The organism is Leucobacter viscericola (assembly GCF_011299575.1).
In the GTDB taxonomy this organism is placed as follows: Bacteria; Actinomycetota; Actinomycetes; order Actinomycetales; family Microbacteriaceae; genus Leucobacter; species Leucobacter viscericola.
Window position 1 is genome coordinate 928179 of record NZ_CP049863.1, and the last position, 22016, is coordinate 950194.

The 22016-nt window shown below is 62.1% G+C and carries 19 protein-coding genes and 1 tRNA gene; 4 read left to right on the forward strand and 16 right to left on the reverse strand.

What is annotated here, in order from left to right:
- Window positions 1-19 precede the first annotated feature (19 nt).
- From G7068_RS04375 to G7068_RS04385, 3 genes are all read right to left on the reverse strand, one after another.
- Window positions 20-175: a hypothetical protein gene (locus G7068_RS04375; RefSeq protein ID WP_166287115.1), complete on the reverse strand. Its 156-nt coding sequence runs from the start codon at window positions 173-175 to the stop codon at window positions 20-22.
- Window positions 167-240 (reverse strand) — tRNA-Leu (locus G7068_RS04380). The genes G7068_RS04375 and G7068_RS04380 overlap by 9 nt, the downstream gene beginning before the upstream one ends.
- Window positions 241-362: 122 nt before the next feature.
- On the reverse strand, window positions 363-2198 hold the full coding sequence (locus G7068_RS04385; RefSeq protein ID WP_166289439.1) for a phosphoenolpyruvate carboxykinase (GTP): 1836 nt from the start codon (window positions 2196-2198) through the stop codon (window positions 363-365).
- Window positions 2199-2326: 128 nt separating this feature from the next.
- Here G7068_RS04385 and G7068_RS04390 point away from each other — a divergent pair, with 128 nt between their 5' ends.
- Window positions 2327-3799 carry a helix-turn-helix domain-containing protein gene (locus tag G7068_RS04390; RefSeq protein WP_166289442.1) on the forward strand — a complete coding sequence of 491 codons (1473 nt, stop codon included), beginning with the start codon at window positions 2327-2329 and terminating at the stop codon, window positions 3797-3799.
- Window positions 3800-4023: 224 nt separating this feature from the next.
- Here G7068_RS04390 and G7068_RS04395 read toward each other — a convergent pair whose 3' ends face one another.
- The 12 genes from G7068_RS04395 to G7068_RS04450 form a co-directional block, all read right to left on the reverse strand.
- Complete coding sequence (locus G7068_RS04395) at window positions 4024-5355, reverse strand: NAD(P)/FAD-dependent oxidoreductase (RefSeq protein WP_166289445.1); 1332 nt, start codon at window positions 5353-5355, stop codon at window positions 4024-4026.
- Window positions 5356-5550: 195 nt separating this feature from the next.
- Window positions 5551-5985, reverse strand: coding sequence for a DUF501 domain-containing protein (locus tag G7068_RS04400; protein WP_244304673.1), 435 nt, complete (start codon window positions 5983-5985; stop codon window positions 5551-5553).
- Between the two features lie 43 nt (window positions 5986-6028).
- On the reverse strand, window positions 6029-6562 hold the full coding sequence (locus G7068_RS04405; RefSeq protein ID WP_244304675.1) for an FtsB family cell division protein: 534 nt from the start codon (window positions 6560-6562) through the stop codon (window positions 6029-6031).
- Window positions 6563-6585: 23 nt separating this feature from the next.
- Complete coding sequence (eno, locus tag G7068_RS04410; protein ID WP_166289448.1) at window positions 6586-7866, reverse strand: phosphopyruvate hydratase; 1281 nt, start codon at window positions 7864-7866, stop codon at window positions 6586-6588.
- A gap of 94 nt (window positions 7867-7960) precedes the next feature.
- Window positions 7961-8395 (reverse strand): VOC family protein, encoded by a 435-nt coding sequence (locus G7068_RS04415; RefSeq protein ID WP_166289451.1) that lies wholly within the window; start codon window positions 8393-8395, stop codon window positions 7961-7963.
- Window positions 8396-8452: 57 nt separating this feature from the next.
- Window positions 8453-9766 (reverse strand): histidine--tRNA ligase, encoded by a 1314-nt coding sequence (gene hisS / locus G7068_RS04420; protein ID WP_166289454.1) that lies wholly within the window; start codon window positions 9764-9766, stop codon window positions 8453-8455.
- Window positions 9767-9901: 135 nt separating this feature from the next.
- On the reverse strand, window positions 9902-11275 hold the full coding sequence (locus tag G7068_RS04425; protein WP_166289458.1) for a toxic anion resistance protein: 1374 nt from the start codon (window positions 11273-11275) through the stop codon (window positions 9902-9904).
- A 25-nt stretch (window positions 11276-11300) separates the two neighbouring features.
- Window positions 11301-12368 (reverse strand): hypothetical protein, encoded by a 1068-nt coding sequence (locus tag G7068_RS04430; RefSeq protein WP_166289461.1) that lies wholly within the window; start codon window positions 12366-12368, stop codon window positions 11301-11303.
- Between the two features lie 22 nt (window positions 12369-12390).
- The gene (locus G7068_RS04435) at window positions 12391-14205 is read right to left on the reverse strand and encodes a substrate-binding and VWA domain-containing protein (protein ID WP_244304676.1); all 1815 of its coding nucleotides are present in this window, start codon (window positions 14203-14205) and stop codon (window positions 12391-12393) included.
- 147 nt (window positions 14206-14352) lie between these two features.
- A complete protein-coding gene (locus tag G7068_RS04440) occupies window positions 14353-15975 on the reverse strand; it encodes a solute symporter family protein (protein ID WP_166289467.1) in 1623 nt (540 codons plus the stop codon).
- A complete protein-coding gene (locus tag G7068_RS04445) occupies window positions 15972-16349 on the reverse strand; it encodes a DUF485 domain-containing protein (protein WP_166289470.1) in 378 nt (125 codons plus the stop codon). The genes G7068_RS04440 and G7068_RS04445 overlap by 4 nt, the downstream gene beginning before the upstream one ends.
- Before the next feature lie 50 nt (window positions 16350-16399).
- Window positions 16400-18379: an AMP-binding protein gene (locus tag G7068_RS04450; protein ID WP_166289473.1), complete on the reverse strand. Its 1980-nt coding sequence runs from the start codon at window positions 18377-18379 to the stop codon at window positions 16400-16402.
- Window positions 18380-18483: 104 nt separating this feature from the next.
- Here G7068_RS04450 and G7068_RS04455 point away from each other — a divergent pair, with 104 nt between their 5' ends.
- Window positions 18484-19353 carry a helix-turn-helix transcriptional regulator gene (locus tag G7068_RS04455; protein WP_166289476.1) on the forward strand — a complete coding sequence of 290 codons (870 nt, stop codon included), beginning with the start codon at window positions 18484-18486 and terminating at the stop codon, window positions 19351-19353.
- 4 nt (window positions 19354-19357) lie between these two features.
- Here the strand turns inward: G7068_RS04455 and G7068_RS04460 are convergent, their stop codons facing one another.
- Window positions 19358-20020, reverse strand: coding sequence for a MazG nucleotide pyrophosphohydrolase domain-containing protein (locus G7068_RS04460; protein ID WP_166289479.1), 663 nt, complete (start codon window positions 20018-20020; stop codon window positions 19358-19360).
- 143 nt (window positions 20021-20163) lie between these two features.
- Between G7068_RS04460 and G7068_RS04465 the strand changes: the two genes are divergently transcribed.
- Together G7068_RS04465 and G7068_RS04470 are read left to right on the forward strand one after the other, a co-directional pair.
- A complete protein-coding gene (locus tag G7068_RS04465; protein ID WP_166289482.1) occupies window positions 20164-20643 on the forward strand; it encodes a hypothetical protein in 480 nt (159 codons plus the stop codon).
- Between the two features lie 61 nt (window positions 20644-20704).
- Window positions 20705-22012 carry a GNAT family N-acetyltransferase gene (locus G7068_RS04470; protein ID WP_166289485.1) on the forward strand — a complete coding sequence of 436 codons (1308 nt, stop codon included), beginning with the start codon at window positions 20705-20707 and terminating at the stop codon, window positions 22010-22012.
- Window positions 22013-22016: the final 4 nt, after the last annotated feature.

Sequence of the window (22016 nt, forward strand, 5' to 3'; positions counted from 1 at the left end):
TCGCTGCTAGAGGTTGTAGCTATTCGCGCAGATCCCGATCAAGCTCGGCCTGCCACTGCGCTTTTGCCTGGGCGCGCCGTCGCCGCCAAGCGCGCACCCTCATGAACACCCCGAGGGTGATCGCAATGAGGATCGCGACGATCAGCACTACTTTCGCAACAAGCACGTCCCCCACTGGGATTCGAACCCAGACTGGATCGATTTTAAGTCGACTGCCTCTGCCGGTTGGGCTATGGGGGGCCCTATTGATTCTGCCAGATGTTCAGGACCTGCCGTGACCGATCCCGACAAAATAGTAGGCCCCGTCGTTGGGCAGAACGACGGGGCCTACGGCTTGTGTGAGCGCTAGGCACTCAGGCTTACTACTTACTCAAACGAGCGCGGAGGCTCGCGAGCTGCTCCTGCAGGGCTGCAGGCGTACGATCGCCAAACTGTGCGAAGAACTCTTCGGTGAGGTCGGCCTCTGCGAGCCAGGAGTCGGCGTGCACCGAGAACAGCTCTTCGAGATCGGCCTCTGGCACCTCGATGCCGTTGAGGTTCAGCTCGCCAGCGGCGGGAACGGTGCCAATCGCGGTCTCGCGACCGGTGACGTCACCCTCGACCCGGCGAATCACCCAGTCGATCACGCGCGAGTTGTCGCCGAAGCCTGGCCACAGGAAGCGACCGTCGGCACCCTTACGGAACCAGTTGACCTGGAAGATCTTCGGAGCCTTGTCACCAAGAATCTCGCCCATCTCGAGCCAGTGGCCCCAGTAGTCGGCCATGTTGTAGCCGCAGAACGGCAGCATCGCGAAGGGATCGCGGCGCAGCTCGCCAACGGTGCCTTCCTGGGCCGCGGTCTTTTCGGAGGAGATCGTCGCGCCAACAAAGACGCCGTGGTTCCAAGAGAGCGACTGGGCCACGAGCGGCACGTTGGTCGCGCGGCGTCCACCGAACAAGATTGCGTCGAGTGGCACACCATCCTGCTCGTACCAGTCCTGCGCGAGCGTCGGGGTCTGCTGAATCGGCACCGTGAAGCGCGAGTTCGGGTGTGCGGCGACGCGACCCGACTCGGGGGTCCAGTCGTTGCCCTCCCAGTCGATCAGGTGCGCAGGGACCTCATCGGTCTTGCCCTCCCACCACACGTCACCCTCGTCGGTCAGTGCGACGTTGGTGTAGATGGTGTTGCCCCACAGGGTCTCCATCGCGACGGGGTTGGTCGTCTCGCCGGTGCCGGGTGCCACGCCGAAGAAACCCGCCTCGGGGTTGATCGCGTACAGGCGGCCGTCTTTGCCGGGGCGCAGCCACGCAATGTCGTCACCGATGGTCTCGACCTTCCATCCGGGGATGGTTGGCTGCAGCATGGCGAGGTTCGTCTTGCCGCAGGCAGACGGGAACGCCGCCGAGAGGTGGTACGACTTGCCGGAATCGGTGTTGGTCAGCTTCAGCAGCAGCATGTGCTCAGCGAGCCAGCCCTCGTTTTTGCCCATTACGCTGGCGATACGCAGCGCAAAGCACTTCTTCGAGAGCAGCGCGTTGCCGCCGTAGCCGGAGCCGTACGACCACACCTCAAGCGTGTCAGGGAAGTGTGTGATGTACTTCGTGTCATTGCACGGCCATGCAACGTCTTCCTGCCCGTACTCGAGGGGCATGCCGACCGAGTGAACGGTGCGCACCCACTCGCTGCCGGGAGTGATGCCGTCGAGTGCGGTCTGGCCCATGCGGGTCATGATTCGCATGTTCAGCACTGCGTAGGGCGAATCGGTGATCTCGATGCCGAGCTGTGTGATGGCGCCGCCAACGGGCCCCATCGAGAACGGAACGATGTACATGGTGCGACCGCGCATAGCGCCGTCGAAGTAGGGGTTGAGCTCGGCCTTCATGGCCTCGGGAGCAACCCAGTTGTTGGTCGGGCCTGCATCGGCTTCGCTCTCGGAGCAGATGAATGTGCGATCCTCAACGCGCGCCACGTCGGCGGGGTGCGAGCGAGCGAGGAAGCTGCCGGGGCGCAGATCCTTATTGAGTGGAACGAGGGTACCGGCCTCGACCATCTCCGTGGTGATGCGGTTCCATTCGTCTTGTGAGCCGTCGCACCACACAATTGCGTCGGGCTTTACGAGCTCGGCAACGGTGGTCACCCACTCCAGAATCTCCGGTTTGGTGGTGGTGGCTTCGGCGCGCACGAGATCTGCGATCTCGATGACCTGGTTGGTACCCATTGACGTTCTCCTCGGGTGTGAACCTTGAGTGGTAAGAATCGGTGTCATATCCATTCTCGGTACTCCCGAAGCTGCAAGTTTACCGATTCGGGTGTAAAGATTTTAGCTTTTTGACATATAGTCAATTTATGGCACCTGAAGCGACCCCCTCTATTAGCGAGGCAGAAGTTGATCGTCTCCTGCTCGGAAAGCGGCTGCGACACTTCAGAACACGCTCGGGCCTCACCCTCGATCAACTCGGCGAAAAGGTCGGTGTTGTCGCGAGCCAGCTCTCCCTCATCGAGAACGGCAAGCGCGAACCGCGACTCGGTCTGCTTCAGGGGCTCGCCCGCGAGTTTGGCATCGACCCCTCTGAGCTACTGAAACACGAGGCTCCGGATCATCGCAGCGCCCTGGAGATCGAGCTCGAACGTGCGCAGTCAGCCCCCGGTTACTCCCGCCTGGGCCTCCCCCACGTGCGTACACCACGAACGCTGAGTGACGACACCCTCGAGGCCATCGTGGGACTGCATCGTGAACTCGCGCGTCGATCCCGAGCCGCTGCAACAACCTCAGAGGAAGCCCGCCGGGCAAACACCGCCATCCGCATGCAAATGCAGGAGCGCGACAACTACATGCCCGAGGTCGAGGTTTTGGCTTCCGACCTCATGCGGCGCATCGGTCACGGCACGGGAGCCGTCACGCACCGCCAGGTCGCGATGCTGGCGGAGATGCTCGGCTTCACACTCATCTTCGTTGACGATCTGCCCTCAAACACACGAAGTATTACAGATCTTGAGAACGGTCGCATTTATTTGCCGCCCGCATCGATCCCTGGTGGCCACGGCCTGCGATCCCTCGCACTGCAGGCAATGGCTCACCGCGTGCTCGGCCACTCCGAACCGGCAAGTTATGCAGAATTTCTCGAACAGCGGCTTCAGATCAACTACTTCGCGGCAGCCTGCCTGCTGCCAGAGGCCCGCGCGGTCGAGTTCTTGCAGCAGGCAAAGCGCAACCGTAACCTCGCAATTGAAGATCTTCGCGACGCATTCGGGGTCACTCACGAGGCCGCGGCCCACCGATTCACCAACCTCGCCACGAGACACCTCGATCTGCGGGTGCACCACTATCGCGCGGACGGCGCGGGATCCCTGGTGCGCGGCTACGCAAACGATGGGCTGCCGTTCCCGGCCGATACCTCAGGCTCGATCGAGGGCGAGGTGCTCTGCCACAAGTGGGGTGGCCGATCCGCGTTCAATCGAACCAACCGCACGAGTGAGTTCTATCAATACACCGACACCCCGTCGGGTACCTTCTGGTCGAGCGTGCAGACGGGCGACGCGGAGCAGGGCCCGTTCGCGATTGCCTGTGGTGTCTCGTTTGACGACACACGCTGGTTCCGCGGCCGCGACACCAGCGTGCGAGCGGTGTCGACCTGCCCTGACGAATCCTGCTGCCGCATGGCGCGCCCCGAGTTGCTGACGCGCTGGTCTGGCAAGGCGTGGCCGAGCGCGCGCATGCACGCGCACGTGCTCACACCACTGCCGACGGGCACCTTCCCGGGGGTCGACGACACGGATATGTACGAGTTTTTGTCGCGGCACGCGCCCCAGGAGAACTGACCCGCTGCTTCCCTCGCGGCCTAACCTGCTCCCCATCCCGCCGACTGGCCATCATTTCGTCGACTCGCCATCACATACGATGGCTTCTCGACGAGACGATGGCTTCTCGACGGGTGAGCGGGGTGGCTGGGCGAGTGAAGCGAGCAGGGTGGCAAACAACACCCAGAACGCAAAAACCCCGCCAACCATAGTGGTCAGCGGGGTTTTTAGCGGTTCAGGATCGCTTACGCCTTGGGGCGGCTCGCGAATTCCTCGAAGATCGCGCGGGGCTCTTGCACTGCCTCGATGTTCACGACGTCGCGTGCGAGGAAGAAGTGACCAACCCAGCCGCCGAACACGCGCCACTTGCGCTCCCACGTGGGGATCGCGAGGCCGTGGTAGAAGCGGTGCGCGAGCCATGCGAGGTAACCGCGCAGAGCGAAGTTGCCCGACTGGAACACACCGGTGTTGAGGCCGAGACCGGCAACCGCACCCTGGTTCTTGTGGTTGTACTCGCGTGCACCCTCGCCGCGCAGATCCGCGACGATGTTCTTCGCGAGCAGACGGCCCTGACGAACGGCGTGCTGCGCGTTGGGAACGCAGAATCCACCGGGGCCGGGGGTCGCAGAGATATCGGGAACCTGCGAGGTGTCACCCGCGGTCCACGCCCCAGCGAGCTCTTTGCCGTCTTCGGTGGTGATGCGCAGGTTCGGGCTTGCGACCACGTGGCCACGCGGGCCAATCGGCAGGTCGGTGCCACGCAGGAACGGGCGGGGCATAACGCCAGCCGTCCACACGATCAGGTCGGACTCGTAGTTCTCGCCGGTGGAGAGCTCGATCTTGCCGTCGACCGCAGACGAGAGCTGGGTGTCGAGGTGGATGTTGACGCCACGACGGGTCTGATCCTTCACAACCCAGTCGGCGGTCTTCTGCGCGACCTCGGGCATGATGCGGCCCATGGCCTCAACGAGGTGGAACACCGTCTCGTCGAAGTTGATCTCGGGGTAACGACGCAGCAGAGCAGTTGCGAAGGATCGCAGCTCTGAGATCGTCTCGATGCCAGCAAAGCCGCCACCGACCACGGTAACGGTGAGCAGGCGTGCACGCTCGGCCGATCCTGCGGGCAGTGAAGCCGCGCGCTCGAAGTTGCCGACCATGCGGTCGCGCACTGCAACGGCCTCTTCGATGGTCTTCATGCCGATTGCGTTATCGGCGATGCCAGCGATCGGGAAGGTACGCGAGACGGATCCGGTCGTCACAACGATCTGGTCGTACTCGAAGTCGAACGCCTCGCCCACGTTGGGGGTGATGGTCGCGGTTTTGGTGTCGTGCGAAATGCCGGTCACCTTGCCCGCGATGTTCGCGGTCTTCTTGAGGTGACGGCGGCGCGCTACAACTGCGTGACGCGGCTCAATCGAGCCAGCGGCAACCTCGGGAAGGAACGGCAGGTAGGCCATGTAGGGCAACGGATCAACGATCGTCACCTCAGCTTCGCCAGCACGAAGAAGCTTCTCCAGCTTCCAAGCAGTGTAGAAGCCAGCGTAGCCACCACCAACGATCAGAATCTTCTTCGCCACGAAGCGGTCTCCTTGATGCATATGAGCAGAAATGGTCCCGCGCCTAGAACGGGGACACGGCAAATGATGGACGCAATTCGCCCAACCCACTCATTCTAGACTGACTTTCAGGTGGAACTTGCGTTTTCCGCGGCCTGCATCCAAAAAACCGAAAATTTCAACCGAGTTTCTTGCAGAACCCGAGGTTTCTGCGCTTTAGAGGCTCCAGCCACTTCGTTCGAGCGCAATATCTCCGATGGGGTTCACTCCCGGGCCCGCCGCCAAAGCGTGACCCATGAGCGCGTGCAAGCACTTTACGCGGGTCGGCATTCCGCCCGCGCTCACACCGGCAAGCTCGGGAACCTCGCCCACGGTGTCGCGATCCGCGATGTACTGCTCGTGTGCACGCTGGTACTGCGCGCGCATCTCTTCGTCTTCGGCGAGCATCTCGTTAAACTCGGCCATCATGCCGACGGCTTCAAGGCGCGACGCTGCAGCGACAGCCTCGGGATGGCAGAGGTAGTAAAACGTCGGGAAGGGCGATCCGTCGGGCAGGCGTGAGGCCGTTGCCACGACTGCGGGAGCCCCGTCTGTGGTGCGAGCTGCGATCCCAACAACACCTCGGGCTTCACGGCCAAGCTGCTCACTCACGGCTGCAATATCAGCCTGGGTGGGTTCGGCGTAGGGGGCCGGCTCATTGTTGGGACTCCTCGGGGTTAGCGTCGGTCGTGCTCTGTGTGGGCGCAGGATCTTGCGCAGCAGTTTTGTCAGATTTCAGTTGTTCAGGCGTGGCTTTGGTGGTTCCAGCTGTGAGGAACGAACCGGCGAGCCCCTGCGCCCAGTTGCTCTGCATGCGCGAGAGCTTGGCTTCGGTCTTTTCGGTTGACTCGACTGGCAACACCGTGTCATCGATCACGTTCAGCTGCGTCTCCCCCGGTAGCACGTAAAACAAACGATCACGTGCTTGGGAACGGACGTAAACGGGGTCTTTCCACTTGGCGCGCTCAGCATCCATCTTGTCGACCGACTCTTGGCCCTGCTTGACGTTATCGCGCAGGTCAGAGAGCTCGCGCTGCTGCTGCACAAAGGTCGACAGGCTCGGGCTGACAATCACGACCCCCGCGACCACCAGGATCACAACGAGCACGGTGAAACCACTGAAGCGCAGACTCGAAAACCAGGTCCCGAGATCTTCTCTCCAGCGTTTCACCGTGCTGTCGTTTGCCATGCGCGCTACTTACCGCCTAGTGCTTACGCCGAGAAACGCGGGAACGCGCTGCGTCCGGCGTACTTTGCGGCGCCACCGAGTTCTTCTTCGATGCGGAGCAGCTGGTTGTACTTTGCGACACGATCGGAGCGAGCCGGAGCACCGGTCTTGATCTGACCGCAATCGGTCGCAACGGCGAGGTCGGCGATCGTCACGTCTTCGGTCTCACCCGAGCGGTGCGACATGACGGCGGTGTAGCCGGAGCGCTGCGCGAGCTGCACGGCGTCGAACGTCTCGGTGAGAGTGCCGATCTGGTTGACCTTCACGAGGATCGAGTTCGCGACACCCTTTTCGATGCCGTCAGCGAGGCGCTCCGGGTTGGTGACGAAGAGGTCGTCGCCAACGAGCTGCACGCGGCTGCCAAGCTTGTCGGTGAGGTGCTTCCAACCGTCCCAGTCGCTCTCGTCGAGGGGATCCTCGATCGAAACGAGCGGGTAGCGGTTCAGCAGATCCTCGTAGTACGCGGTCATCTCTTCAGCCGTACGCTTCTGGCCCTCGAAGTTGTAGGCACCGTCTGAGTAGAACTCAGACGAGGCAACGTCGAGCGCAACGGCGACGTCGCGGCCCGGCTCGAACCCGGCGCGCTTGATCGCCTCAACGATCAGGTCGAGAGCTTCAGCGTTGTGCGGCAGGTCCGGTGCGAAACCACCCTCGTCGCCGAGGCCGGTTGACAGGCCCTTTTCGTTTAGCAGCGCCTTGAGCGCGTGGTACACCTCTACGCCCCAGCGCAGACCCTCGGAGAAGCTCTCGGCACCGAGTGGCACCGCCATAAACTCCTGAATGTCGACGCCGGTGTCGGCGTGTGCGCCACCGTTAATGATGTTCATGAGCGGCACGGGCAGGGTGCTCGCGTTGGGGCCACCGAGGTAGCGGTAGAGGGGCAGCTCGGCCGAGGCTGCTGCGGCGTGCGCAACTGCGAGGCTTACGCCGAGGATCGAGTTCGCCCCGACGCGCTGCTTGTTGTCGGTCCCGTCGACCTCCATAAGAATCTGGTCGATGATGCGCTGATCGTCAGCGGCAAAACCCTCAATAGCCGGCGCGAGCTCCTCGAATACCGCGTCTACGGCCTTGGTAACACCCTTGCCGAGGTAGCGATCCTTGTCGCCGTCGCGCAGCTCGTAGGCCTCGAATGCTCCGGTGGAAGCACCGGACGGCACCGCCGCCCGCCCAACCGAGTCATCTGTTAGGCCAACCTCAACCTCAACGGTTGGGTTACCCCGTGAATCAAGAATCTCGCGGGCGATCACTGCGTCGATAAATGCCAAGGTGCGCTCCTAAGTGTCTGTGCCTGTGTGTTCTAAGCCTGTTGATCGGTGCGCTTGCGTCGCACCGATCAACAGTTTAGCGGGCACCAAAGACTCAGGGCAGTTGCGACTCCCAGACAGCCGGGCCTTCCTCGGACGCTACGGGATCCATGTAGAGGAACTCAAGGATGTTGCCGTCAGGATCTTCCATGGTGCGCGAGTACATGAACCCGTAGTCCGAGGGTTCGCGTGGTTCACTGCCACCAGCGGCGAGTCCAGCGGCGAGGACGCTGTCGACGTCTTCGCGTGACTCGCGAGACATGGCCAGGATCACCTGCGCCGTGGAGCGGGGATCAGCGAGCTTCTTGTCGGTGAAACCACCGAAGTGCTCGTGCGTGAGCACCATGAAATAGATGTGCTCATTCCAGACGATGCAGGCCGCGTTCTCGTCTGTGAACAGCGGATTGATCTCACACCCAAGCGCCGTATAGAACGCTTTTGAGCGATCAAGATCGGTCGTGGTGACGTTGACAAAGATTTGAGTTTCCATGGTGAAATGGTGCCACCGCTTCAGCCCCACGTCAACGGGTCACGACCGCCTTCGCAGCTAATCGCTAAGCGGGCGAAACTCGAGGTCGTCGGCGGTCTTTGTGTCGGCACGGACCGCGGCAAAACTGGTGAAACCCTCTGCAGCAACCCTCGCAAGCAACATCTTCATGTTCTTCTGCCGCTTCTCGAGGCGCACCCGGTGGCCTCGTGCCACCAGTTCACGCTTCAGGGTCAGCAGGTTTGTGAAGTCACCGTCAGCTTCGTAGACCAGCGCAACTGCCTCTGGGCCGGTGCCCTCAGGCAGGGTCAGCAGATCCACAACGCGCTCGAACCCGATTGAGAATCCAACGGCGGGCACGTCCTGTCCCAGGAAACGTCCGACCATGCCGTCATATCGGCCACCGCCACCAACCGAGCTGCCGGAACCCGGGTGGGCCACCTCGAAGATCGTGCCGGTGTAGTAGCCCATGCCGCGCACGAGAGTCGGATCGAAGCGCACGCTGACACCGTCGGGCAGCGCGCCCTCAAGCGCAGCACCGAGTGCCGCGAGGTTCTCTACGCCCTCAGTGGCGGCACCTGCTGGCAGTACAGCCTCAATTGCGTCGCGACTGAGCGGGATCCCACCCGTGCCGTCTTCCGTTCCCGCGAGAGCGGGTTCAACTGCTGCGAGCACGGCTCCGAGCTTCTCGGCGGCCACCGCGTCGATCCCGCGCAGCTCCTCAACAACTCCCTCGGCACCGATCTTGTCGAGCTTATCGATCGTGATGAGCGCACCATCGTGAGTCTCTGGCACAAAACCGCAGTGGTCGAGCAGGCCAAACAGGATGCGGCGATCGTTGACGCGGATCACGCAACCGTTCAGACCAAGCTCAGCGAGCGCCTGCGAGGTAGCGGTGACCAGCTCGATCTCGGCAAGCAATCCGGGCTCACCGATGATGTCGATATCGGCCTGCACAAACTGGCGGTAGCGGCCCTTTTGTGGACGCTCGGCGCGCCACACTGGCCCGATCTGGATCGAGCGAAACACGGGCGGCAGCTCAGCGCGGTGGCTCGCGTAGAACCTGGTGAGCGGCACGGTCAGGTCGAAGCGCAGACCGAGGTCGGCGAGCTGCTCGGGGTTGCCCGCCTCGACCGCTGCGGCGAGTGCCTCCGGCTTGATACCGCGCTTCAGGATCGAGAATGAAAGCTTCTCGTTGTCTCCCCCGAGGCCAGCGTGCAGTCTTGCGTAATCCTCAACCGTGGGGGTCTCGATCTCGTCGAAACCGTGCGCGCGGTACACACCTTTGATGATCCCGAGCGCGTGCTCGCGGCGGGCTTTGTCAGCGGGCAGGAAGTCGCGCATGCCGCGCGGAGGATTTACGGGGTTTGCCATGCAGGCCATTCTTTCATGGGTGCGGGCGGGTTAATGCAACACATCAGCCGGTGCTCACACAACTGCCGGACAGAAACGCGAGGTTTCCGCCAGCTGAGGTGTCAGCACCGGCTGGCGTGTAGAGCAGGATCCAGCTCAGCTAGTGAGCTTGTTCAGCAGGTCGCTGCCCGGGTCTGCGGTATTCGACGCGGGAGAAGCACTAGGAGCAGCCTCAACTGCCGAGGGCTTTCGGCTCGCATCAGCAACGGCACGCTGCGAGGCAATCACCGCGTCCTCGATCGTGGTCTCGCCCTGCTCAAGCGCCTGCAGGTTGCGCGCGCGCAACGCACGCCCAGCACGATCCGCGGTGACAATCGCAGCGCACTGCGCCTTCACCGAGTCGATGACGGCCCAGATGGTGTCCTCGGTGATAACCGGGGCCTGGGAGGCGTTGGCAACAGCTTCAACAGACTTCGCGGTTTCAGCGAAGGCGCCCTGGATCAGCTTGTTGGTGCCCTCTTGCACGGACTCGCCGAGCTCGGCACCCTCACGTGCGAAGGCAGCCTGCTGCCACATCACGAGCGACTGGCGTGCCGACGGCAGACCCATCGTGCGGAACGTCGCGAGGCGGCGACGCAGCGCAAAGGTGGTCACGATGAGGTTGCGAGTGGCCGGTGCGTGCGCGAAGCCCAGGAAGAACTGCGTGCGCCAGTCGGCCCAGCTCTTCTCGGTCTCCGAGAGCACAAACGACAGCTTGCTGTGGACCTCGCGCAGCTCGTCGACCGAGATTGTCTCGCCCTTGTAGCTCACCGATTCAGACTTCGAGGCCTCTGCCTCGCGCAAGATTCCGTCGGCCTCGTCAAACTCCTTTCGCAGTTCAACAATTACCTGCTCAAGTGCCGCGAGCACCGCAACAACATCGTCCATGTGGGAGAGCGTCTGCTTGTGGAGCAGCTCACCGCGAGCAATGTTGTCGGCGAGGGCAGACTCCATCTCCTGCAGCTTGACCTCGGCCAGATCGATCTTGTCTGAGATCGGCTTCGACTCGCGCACCATCGTGGCGAGTGTGTACTTGGTCTTTTTGAACCAGCCGACAACGGTGTTCACCGCGTCTTCGACCTTCTGCGAACGCCACTTCTTCTCGAAGCCGTCCATCGTGCGCAGCATGTCGTTGACAACCGCGTCAGCCTCGGGAATCTTGATGTCGCGCTGCGCCTCAAGTAGCTGCACGGACGCGGAGTTCATCTTCTCCATAACCGGGCCGCCAAACGAGACGATCTGGTTCACGTCATCGACGAATTTGCGGGCGAGCACCGGCGCCCCGCGCTCCAGGTCTGCAAGCTGCTGCGCCGTGAGTAGGCTACGGAACTTAAAAGCTGAGTCCTCGGGCCGAGCGACCGCGGCTCCTGTTTCGGGCACCTCCGCGATTGCGCGCTCAAGCGGCGTCGCCTGTGCCTCAGACGCTTTGGCATCGTCGGGCTCAATCAGCGCGGCAAAATCGACGGCGACGGTCGGTTGTTCCTCTGACATGTTTCCTCCTGATTGGGGTAGCAGGCTACTCTTCGCGGTCGGTATAAACATCCGACAGCTTGGCTTCGTTTACGGTCTTAATGAGCGAGTCGAGCGCAACCTTAAACTCAAGGTCACGTGACTCATTGACCTGTCGAATATTCTCGACGGCCTGCTGGTCCACTGAAGCAATGGCCATTCCAACTTCAGCGAGCCGCTGCTCCGGGTTGCTCCAGTACTGCGGGTTCGCCAAGATATCGCCGTAATAGTCGTCGTTCATCGCTTTGAGCAACTTCGACAGGGTGTCCTTGTACTTCGCCTGCAGCAGGCGAAGCTGCTGGTCGGTACCGCGGTTGTGCACGCGAACGAAGAGTTCTGACACGTGCTGCGTCATCGCCATCAACAGTGGCCCAAGATCGGGATACTTCGCGGCGCTGCGCTCCAGCTTTTCAAGAGCGTCTTCGATGAATTTGCCGTCTTCGCCATCGAGGGCGGCCGCCAGTTCCTTCTCAAGTCGCATAGCCGCGACGTGTTCGGAGTTGCTGCGGCCCTTGCGTCGCCGCATCAGCACGTACACGGCTCCAGCTCCAACGAGGCAAGCGGCAATCACCAGGATGCCGCCCAGCAACGCGCCACCAAATCCGCCGTCGTCGTCTGCACCCGGCGAGGCGTCACCAGATGCGAGCGTGTCTTCAACCGCAGCAACCGCCAGACCACCGTCGGTCTGGCTCTGCGAGTACAGCTCCTCGGTGATCGCCTTGGCATCGCCGTCAGAAGCGACAGCAAATCGATCCTTTGAGCGATCCTCAATCACAATGACGGTCTTCGCGCCGGTAGCACTCTTGAATTGCGAAGCGATTGTGCTCGAGGGCACGGTCTCGGCCTGATCGGGCGCGGGGATGACCACAACTCGCACACCGTCGGGCAGCGACCCCTCCAGCGCTTGCGCGTTCGTAATCGAGGCCCCGTCAAACTGGCATACGGTCTGCGATCCGCACGAGTCAATAATCTCGCCGACATCGGTCACCGCGAGCGCAGGGGTCGCCGCCGATGCGGCTCCGGCAAGTAATAAACCGGATGCCCCTACCGCCAGCATCGCTTTCAGAGATCGCACGATCGTAGCTTAGTGTCTCTCGCTAGAAGTTGTTCATGACCGATTGGAAGGTCTCGGTGATCTTGGCGGGATCCGTCGCGTCAAACACCTGGCCGCCAGACGCGCGGGCCAGCTTTTCGAGGGACTCAACATCTGCGGCCTTCGAGTAGGCAATCGCGAAGATGCGCACGGGCTTGTCGTTGCCGCCCTCTTTCTGATCAGCGTTGATCTTCTGAATGAGGGTGTCAAGGCGCGTCGCTGAATCGGTGTCTTCGCCGTCGGAAAGCACCACGATCGCGTTGATGCGGCCCGCTTCGGCGTGCGTCTTCATGTAGTCGTACGCGGAAGAGATCGAGTCGTACAGCGGGGTGCCGGCTCGCTGACTGTTTGCGAGATCTTCGATGTCGCTCTGCAGCCCTTCTTTGTCGCCACCCAGCACTCCGAACGGGCGCACAACCCCGATGCCATTCACACGGGTGCCGTCGATGTTCGAGGAAAGGCCCGTGGTAAAGGCCCACACGCCGATCTCATCCGTTGGTCGGATCTGCCCGAGCGTGGCGGTCGATCCCTCGATCGCACCGTCGAGTCGTGTACGCCCGTCACCGATGCTCTCGTCCATGGATCCCGAGATATCGATGAGCTGCAGGATCGCCGAGGGCTTACGAATCGCCGCCCACTGGTCGATTGCAGCTGAGACCACCTCGGGCTCAGGCTGCGGGAGTGTGACGGCGGGCTGTTTGGGATCGACCCCAACGTCTGCGTTCAGGTACTTGCTGACGTCAACCGAGTCATCGGTGGGACGGAAACCGTACTTTGGCAGCAGTTCCTGCGCCTTTTTCGTGTGCAAGAACTTCACGAACGCCGCCGAGGCGGTCTTCTGCTCGGGTGTGACCCACTTCGCATCGAGCACAACCGCGGGGTTGTCGCTCCACATCGACCCCTCGCTGGGGTAGACCGCAACGAGCTTCTCGTCGGGCGGGGTGAGCGTCTCCCCCGGCTGCACCGTGTGCGAGTCGGGGTTGCCGATGTTGTAGTTGTAGAGCGAGGTCTCTTCGAGCGCGATGGCACTCACGTATGAGGATCCCTTACCCGAGGTGCGATCGGCGAGGTTCTGCAGCACCTTGCCGGTGGTGTCGCCATAGTGGATCGCGCCGGACTCGAACACCCGGGAGAATTCTTCGGCGGCTTTCACATCGGCAACCGTCAAATCCTGAGCCTTGCCGGAAGCGGCATAGGCCTGCATCAGCAGCATCGACATGCCCGTGGTGGAACTGTTGGGGTTGGTCTTTGCGATCTTGAACGATCCCCACATCGACTTACCCGCGGCTCCCCACCCGTCGGGATTCGCGATCAGATCGTGTATCTGCTTCAGGCTGATGGGTTTGCCCGGGTACCCGAGCGCCTTCGCCATCGACTCCGGCATACCGAATACAACGGGGGTCTTCGCGAAGCTCTCGGCTCCGGCAACAACCTTGTCACCGGCGATCGAGGCGACACGGTTGGTCCACACGGTTGAGGCGGGTGACCACACCGATGGCGCCGTGTCAGCGCCGAGCGCCCACTCGGTCGTGGAGTCGGACAGGTACTGCGCTGCTTTACCCGAGGCCACGTTCACGGCGTGCACCGTGGCACACTTCTCGAGTCCCTTGTGTTCTGCAGAGTCCTTGAAGGCGGCCCCCAGGTCTTCCATGAGGTTCACTTTTTCAGAGGAGGTTGCCACAACTACCGAGGTGCAGCCGTCATCGGCAAACGTGCCACCCTGATCCGTCGACGGTGAACACCCGACCAGAACTAACGCTGCGGCACCGATGGCGGCAACAGATCCGATGAACTTTCGAAAGCGTGCGTCACTGAACACGAAGGGATTCCTCTCGGGATGTGGCATTGCGGGATTGCTCCACTTCTGCCTTAAGCCTATGCCAAATCGAGCATCAGTAAGGCCGCCACCGCACCAGCTCTGAGCTGGGCGGCAGCGGCCTTATCGCTGCGGCGGTAGCGCGTCCGACTAGTGCACCACGGGCGGCTCGGCGCCGAAGCCGGTGAGCTCACGCACCTCCATCTCGGCGGCCAGCTTCTTTGACTCGGTGCCGGGGTCGGTGACCGAGCCCAGCCAGCCGAGGAAGAATCCGAGCGGGATCGAGATGATGCCGGGGTTCTTCAGTGGGAATATCGCGAAGTCGACACCCTCACCGAGCATCGCGGTCTCGTTGCCCGACACCACCGGCGAGAGCGCGATCAGAATGATCGCTGAGCTAAGCCCACCGACCATGCTCCACACGGCGCCGCGGGTCGTGAACTTACTCCAGAAGAGCGAATACAGGATCGTCGGCAGGTTCGCGGATGCGGCCACCGCAAACGCGAGCGCCACGAGGAAAGCAATGTTCTGACCCTGCACACCGATGCCGCCGAGGATCGCGACTCCACCGATCACGAGGGTCGTGATCTTCGCAACCTTCACCTCCTGCTTGGGTGTCGCCTTCCCCTTCTTGATCACACTGTTGTAGATGTCGTGGGCGTACGACGCCGAGGCCGTAATCGTGAGCCCGGCGACAACCGCGAGGATCGTTGCGAACGCAACCGCCGAGATGAACCCGAGGAGCAGAGGCCCGCCCAGAGCAAGCGCAACAAGCGGCGCTGCCGAGTTCTGCCCGCCTGGAGCAGCAGCAATCGTCTCGGGCCCAACGAGTGCCGCGGCACCAAAACCGAGTACGAGCGTGAACAGGTAGAAGATACCGATCAGCCAGATTGCCCACACCACGGATTTGCGGGCTTCCTTCGCCGTAGGCACGGTGTAGAACCGCATCAGTACGTGCGGCAGCCCCGCGGTTCCAAGCACCAGCGCGAGCGCCAACGAGACAAAGTCGAGCGGGTTCGAACCGTACTGCAGGCCGGGAACCAGGATCGCGGCCCCGTTCACGTTCTCGGGGTTCGCAACCGCTGCCTCAAGCAGCGCATGGAAATTGAAGCCGTTGAGCGCCAGCACCCAGAACGTCATCACACCTGCACCCGCGATCAGCAGGACAGCCTTAATGATCTGCACCCAGGTGGTGCCCTTCATGCCGCCAATCAGCACGTACATGATCATGACAACACCGACCACCGCGATCACCAGCGACTGTGCCGTTTTATCTTCAAGCCCGAGCAGCAGTGACACGAGACCACCGGCACCGGCCATTTGTGCGAGCAGGTAGAAGAAAGAGACCACGAGAGTCGTTGCCGCTGCGGCCATGCGCACGGGTCGCTGCTTGAGCCTGAACGACAGCACGTCCGCCATCGTGAACTTCGCGGTGTTGCGCATCAGCTCAGCGACGAGCAGCAGGGCGACGAGCCAGGCGACGAGAAACCCGATTGAGTAGAGGAAGCCGTCGTAACCATTGATGGCAATCGCTCCGCAGATGCCGAGGAACGAGGCCGCCGATAGGTAATCGCCCGCGATCGCAATGCCGTTCTGGGTGCCCGTGAACGAGCGTCCACCCGCGTAGTAGTCAGCCGCGGTGCGGTTATTGCGACTCGCTCGAATCACGATCACCATCGTCACCGCGACAAACGCCAAGAAGATTGAGATGTTGAGAACCGGGTTCTGCTCCGCCGTTTTCGGAGCGAGGTGCAGGATCGTTGCGGTGTTCATCGTGCGCCTCCATCTGTTGCGTGCTCAAGCGATCCGTCGCGCTCCAGCAGCTCAAGTTTTGCCCGCAGCTCGGTTGAGGCGGGATCCAGGTTTCGATTCGCGAACCAGACGTACCACATGGTGATTCCGAACGTGGTCACGAACTGTGCGAGGCCAAGAACAAGCCCCACGTTCATGCCGAAAAGCGGCTGCGCCATAAAGTCGTGCGCGTACGCGGCGAGGATCACGTAGCCCAGAAACCACACCATAAAGGCAGCCGCAATGGGAAAGACAAAGCGACGGAATCGCCGCTTATAGGCCTGAAACTCGGGCCTCTCTTGGAATGCTTCGTAATCGATGGGGTGACTCGGTGCACCCTCGGTGTTGTGTGTCATGTGGCCTCCTTGCCGCACGGGAGTGGATAGGAAAAAACGTTCGCTCGGGATCAGCCAGCGGCAACCTGAATCTGCGTGGTTGCAGGGGCATGAACCGTGCGACCGAGCGCTTCGATCAGCGCATCAATCACCGACGGATCTTCAATAGTCGCCGGAATCTTGTACGGTTCACCGTCAACAATCTGCCGAATCGTTTTGCGCAGGATCTTGCCCGAGCGCGTTTTGGGTAGCCGTTCGACGATCGTCACGTCGCGGAAGGCAGCCACAGGCCCGACGTGCTCGCGCACCAGGCTCACGAGCTCGGCTGCCAGTTCTTCACGGTGCACCTGCTCACCGTGCTTCAGAGCTACAAACCCCGCAGCGTGCTGCCCCTTGAGTTCGTCGTGCACACCGATGACGGCGCACTCCGCGACGGCGGGGTGCATCGTGAGCACCTCTTCGAGAGAACCCGTGGAGAGCCGGTGCCCCGCAACATTGATCACGTCATCGGTGCGGCCCATTACAAACAGGTATCCGTCCTCGTCAAAGTGGCCAGCGTCGCCCGAGGCGTAGTACCCGGGGAAGGCCGCGAGGTACGAGCTGATGAACCGCTCGTGGCCTCCCCAAATATCGAGCAGCGCGCCCGGCGCGAGTGGAAGTCGGATGGCGATGTTCCCTTCGACCCCTGGCGCGGTGATGTCGTTGCCGTCGGCGTCAACGATGCACACCTCAAAGCCGGGCATCGGTACGGTCGTGGATCCTGCCTTTGTCTGCAACTGCTCGATGCCGAGCGGGTTCGCGCAGATCGGCCAACCGGTCTCTGTCTGCCACCAGTGGTCAACGACCGGCACTCCCAGCCCGTCGTTAATCCAGTGCCAGGTCTCGGGATCCATCCGCTCCCCCGCGAGGTAAACCGCCTTGAGCGATGACAAGTCGTACTTTGTGAGTTCTCGCAGCTCAGGATCCTCGCGCTTGATCGCCCGCAGCGCCGTCGGTGCCGTGGAGAGGATCTTCGCACCGTACGACGACAGGATGCGCCAGAACGCACCCGCGTCAGGCGTGCCAACCGGTTTGCCCTCGTAGAGCACCGTGGTGCCGCCAGCGAGCAACGGACCATAAACGATGAAGGAGTGTCCCACCACCCAGCCAACATCGGAGGCCGTAAAGATAGTGTCCCCCGGCCCGAAGTCGTAGATGCCACGCATAGCCCACGAGAGCCCCACAGCGTAGCCACCAGTGTCGCGTACAACCCCCTTCGGGTTTCCGGTCGTGCCCGAGGTGTAGAGAATATAGAGCGGGTGATCAGAGGGCAGCGCCACGGGGTCTGCGGGAGTCACATCATGCTCGGCATCGTCCCAGTCGATCCAGCGTGCACTCGTCTCACTCGCGTAGTCAGCCGCGGATCCCGGGACCGCGTCGCGATCCCGAACGATCACCGCCTGCACCCCGGCCGCGGCGCCCCCGCAAATCTCGATTGCGCGCTGCACAAGCGGCAGATATTCAACTGCCCGGTTGGGCTCGAGACCGCCCGAGGCCGTCACGATGACCTTCGGCTTTGCGTCCTGAATGCGCACGGCCAACTCGCTCGCGGCGAACCCGCCAAACACAACCGAGTGGATCGCACCGATGCGCGCACAGGCGAGCATCGCCGTGACCGCTTCGGGGGTCATCGGCAAATAAATGAGTACACGATCGCCCGCTTCAACTCCCTGCGCCCGAAGTGCGCCTGCGAAACGCGCGACACGGTCCCGTAACTCGGAGTAACTGATGCTGGCGCGTGTGCCCGTCATCGCCGAGTCGTAAATGAGGGCAGCATTGTCGCCGCGGCCCGCGTCGACGTGACGATCGAGTGCGTTGGCGGACATGTTGAGCTCGCCACCCGGAAACCATCGCCACTCCGTCAGACTGCGCTCTTCGATCGCGTCTTTCGGCGCGACAACCCACTCGACAGCTTCCGCTGCCTCGAGCCAAAACCCCGCGCGATCGTCTTGGCTGCGATCCCAAACCTCGCGATAACTCCCCTGCGCAGCCGGGTGTGCGTGATTAAGCATGCATTTCTCCTTTGAAATACCGTTTGACACCAATGTCAATGTCTTGCGTTTCAAAGCTAGAGATTTCGGCTACCATCGTGATACCCCCGAAAGTAGGTATTGCGATGAAGCAAGACACAATGACCGCAGAGCAGTCGAGTCTCGACGCTGCAGTGCAGTCATTCGCACGAGCCACGGGATTCGATGTCGCCTTCGGCGGGTTTGAGAACCGCGGAGTGGCTACCGTCACCTCGCTTTTTGGTAACCACACCCAGAGTTTGAGTGGCCTTGAGGTTGCAGTCGGGCTAGGTCTTGGCGGCCGCGCCATGCGCGAGAGCCGTCCACGGCTCACTTCTGACTACGCGCGATCATCCAAGATCACCCACGACTACGACACCCAGGTACTTACCGAGGGCATCCGGATGCTGTTTGCGGTGCCAGTTATCGTTGACGGCTGCGTTCGTGCGGTTCTCTACGGTGGCTCTCGCACCCCATCGGCTCCCGGCAACGCACTCGTAAACTCGGCCTCGGCTGTGACGGGACTCTTCGCTCGCGATATCCGCGTTCACGACGAGGTCAACCGACGCCTCGCCGCCATGCCAACGCGCGTCGTTGAGCACCGCGAAATGCCCGCCACAACCCTCGAAGAACTGCGCGAGAGCTACGCCGAATTGCGCGGCATTTCGGCTGAGGTGTCCGATCCCGCCCTGCGCGCAAAGCTTGCTGCTCTCGAACACCGTCTGGCACGGATCAGCAGCGGATCAGGATCGCAGACAACCGTCGACGCAGAAACTGAGGGTGTGCAGCTCTCACCCAGAGAGCTCGACGTATTGGCGCACGTGGCGCTTGGCGGCAGCAACGTTGAGATCGGGCAGACCCTCGGTCTCACCGAGGCCACGATCAAGAGCTACCTCAAGACCGCAACAACGAAGCTTGGCTGTTCGAGCAGGCACGCTGCCGTGACAGCGGCTCGCAAGGCCGGCCTGCTTCCGTAGGCGGTTACTCCGTTTCGGTGAGACCTGCCGCCATACGGTCAACGGCCCGTCGCAGCGCACGATCCGGATCCACCCCCGCCGCATTTGCTTGAGTCACCAGCGCCAGAATTGCATCGCCGAGTTGCGCCTCGGTTGCCGGCGCGGAGTTGGCGTCGGTCCCCTCTGACGGGTCGAGAAGGTTTGCTCGCTTGAGGCGTTCGACCACCTTCGCGGCACGTGCGAGCGCTGGCATTCCCGCGGGGATCCCCTCGAGCGGGCCGCGCGATCCTCGCACCTCACCCGCCGCGTCTTCTTTCAGTCGCTCCCACTCAGCGTGAAGCTCTTCAACGGTCATGTACCCACGATCACCAAACACGTGGGGGTGACGCGCAATGAGTTTTGTGTTCAGAGACTCAGCGACACTCTGCAGGTTGTAGCCCTCGCCATCACGCTCGGCAATCGCCGCGTGAAAGAGCACCTGGTACAGCACATCGCCGAGTTCAGATTGCACCTCGCTGGCAGGAAGCTCGCGCTCAACCGCGTCGACAAACTCTGCCGATTCCTCAACCAGAAACGGCACGAGCGACTCGTGGGTCTGCACCTCGTGCCAGGCGCACCCTCCGGGCGAAACCATCGTGCGCACCGTTTCGTATGCGCGCATGATCTGCTGACCGTCATCGATTTCCATGCCGCAAGCCTACTCACCGGCCCTGATCCGCCGCCCAATTCGGTTCTGAGCCCCGGCGGTACTAGGATTTCTACGGCGCGAGGGGGGTCTCAGCTTTGTAGGCGCCGAAAAAATAGCTCGCACAATCCAAGGAGAATCTCCACATGAAGTCAACTCTTCGCATCGGTGCCGTCGTCGCGGCCATCGCACTCGCTTCAACCCTGAGCGCTTGCTCCGGCGGCCAGAGCGTCACCGAAGCCTGCAAGGTTGCAAACTCTACCGTCAATGAGGCAACCAGCGACATGAACACGTTGCTGCAGGACGCAATGTCTGGCAACGGCGACTTCTCGAAGGTGTTTGACCCGATCAACAAGGCACTCGACGAGGCCCAGTCGAAGGTCACCAACGAGAAGGTTTCCAAGTCCCTGAAGACCGTTGCCGACGAGTTCTCTGCAATGGGCGAAGACCTCAAGGGCTACAAGGTCCCTGATGTCAGCAGCATCGACATGACAGCACCCGACGCAAGCGAAAAGCTCGAGGCTATGTCCAAGGAGTCCGAGGCGGTCTCGGCCAAGCTCCAGAAGCGCTCGGAGTCCCTGCAGAAGGCAGGCACCGACCTGCAGAAGGTCTGCAACGCCGGCTAAATTCGGTCGTTGAACCACAACGAGGCTATCGCGGCATTTGTGCTGCGGTAGCCTCGTTTTTATGAGTGAGCTCTCAAACAGCAGCGTGACGGTTCAGGATCCCGCGACTTGGCCCCCAACATCGTGGTCGCGCGAGTTGCTCGTTCACAACCCGCGCCGCACCGCACGCCTGGTGCTGCGCCCGCTCAAGGCTTCAGATGCCGACGATGTCTGGCTCTATCAAAAAGATGCCGACATCTTGCGCTATATCCCCTGGCCTGAGCGGACGCGCGAAGAAGCTCGCGAGCACACCGAGCGCAGGGCGGCAGCCGGCGAGACACTCACCAAAGACGGTGACCACGTGTTTCTGGCAGTGGAGCTCGCGAGTGGGCCCGAGGCCGGTCGGGTCATCGGTGATCTCATGCTGATGGTCTCCAGCACCATGAAGGCCGAGATTGAGGTCGGGTGGGTGTTCGCTGCTGACCAGCACGGGAAGGGCTACGCTTCCGAAGCTTCGGCGGAGGCCGTTCGTATTGCCTTCGAGCTTCTTGAGGCGCACCGGGTGGTCGCGCAACTCGACGACCGCAACACGGCCTCGTCAGCTCTCTGCGCCCGACTTGGCATGCGCCACGAGGGCACCGCGTTTGAGCAGGAGTGGGAGCCAGGCGGCTGGGTCAATCTCAAAACCTATGGTCTCGACCACGAGGAATGGACGGCCCTTAATTCGGGATCACCCGCGCCGCGTGAGGCCTCCCCCGTACCGGTGCCTCCCACTGTTGCCAGCGAGGGCGCTCCCGCCCCGTTCCTTCTCCCCTACGACGTGGCGGCGAGAGATGTTCTGCCGCTGCGCACCGAACGACTTTCACTGCGCGGGTACCGAGAGTCAGACGGCCCCGAATTGTGGTCGCTGCTCAGTGATCCCGAGGTTATTCGTTATCTGCCGATGTCGGCGCTGACGGAACCCGAAGCACTTGCCGCGGCTGAGAAGAACGCGAGCAGCACGACCCTCGCGCAGAACGGCGACGCGGTGAAGCTTGTTATCTCGGTCGACGGCCAGTTTGCTGGGCAGACCAAGCTTGAGGTGTCTTCGGTTGATAACCACGTGCTCGAGATTGGCTGGACCCTGGCTACCGCGTCCCAGGGCCGAGGGATTGCGTTTGAGGCGGCCTCTGCCGTACTCAAGTTGGCCGTCGAGGGTGTCGGTGCACACCGTGTGATCGCGTACCTGGACCCCGAAAACCGAGCTTCTGCGACGCTGGCGACCCGACTTGGCATGCGCTTGGAACAGCACAGCCGTCTGGACTGGCCGGAGGATGGCGGCCGCTGGTCAGACACAGTGGTCTACGCCATCACCGCCACCGAGTGGCAGGCCCGCACCCATCTGCGGTGAACGC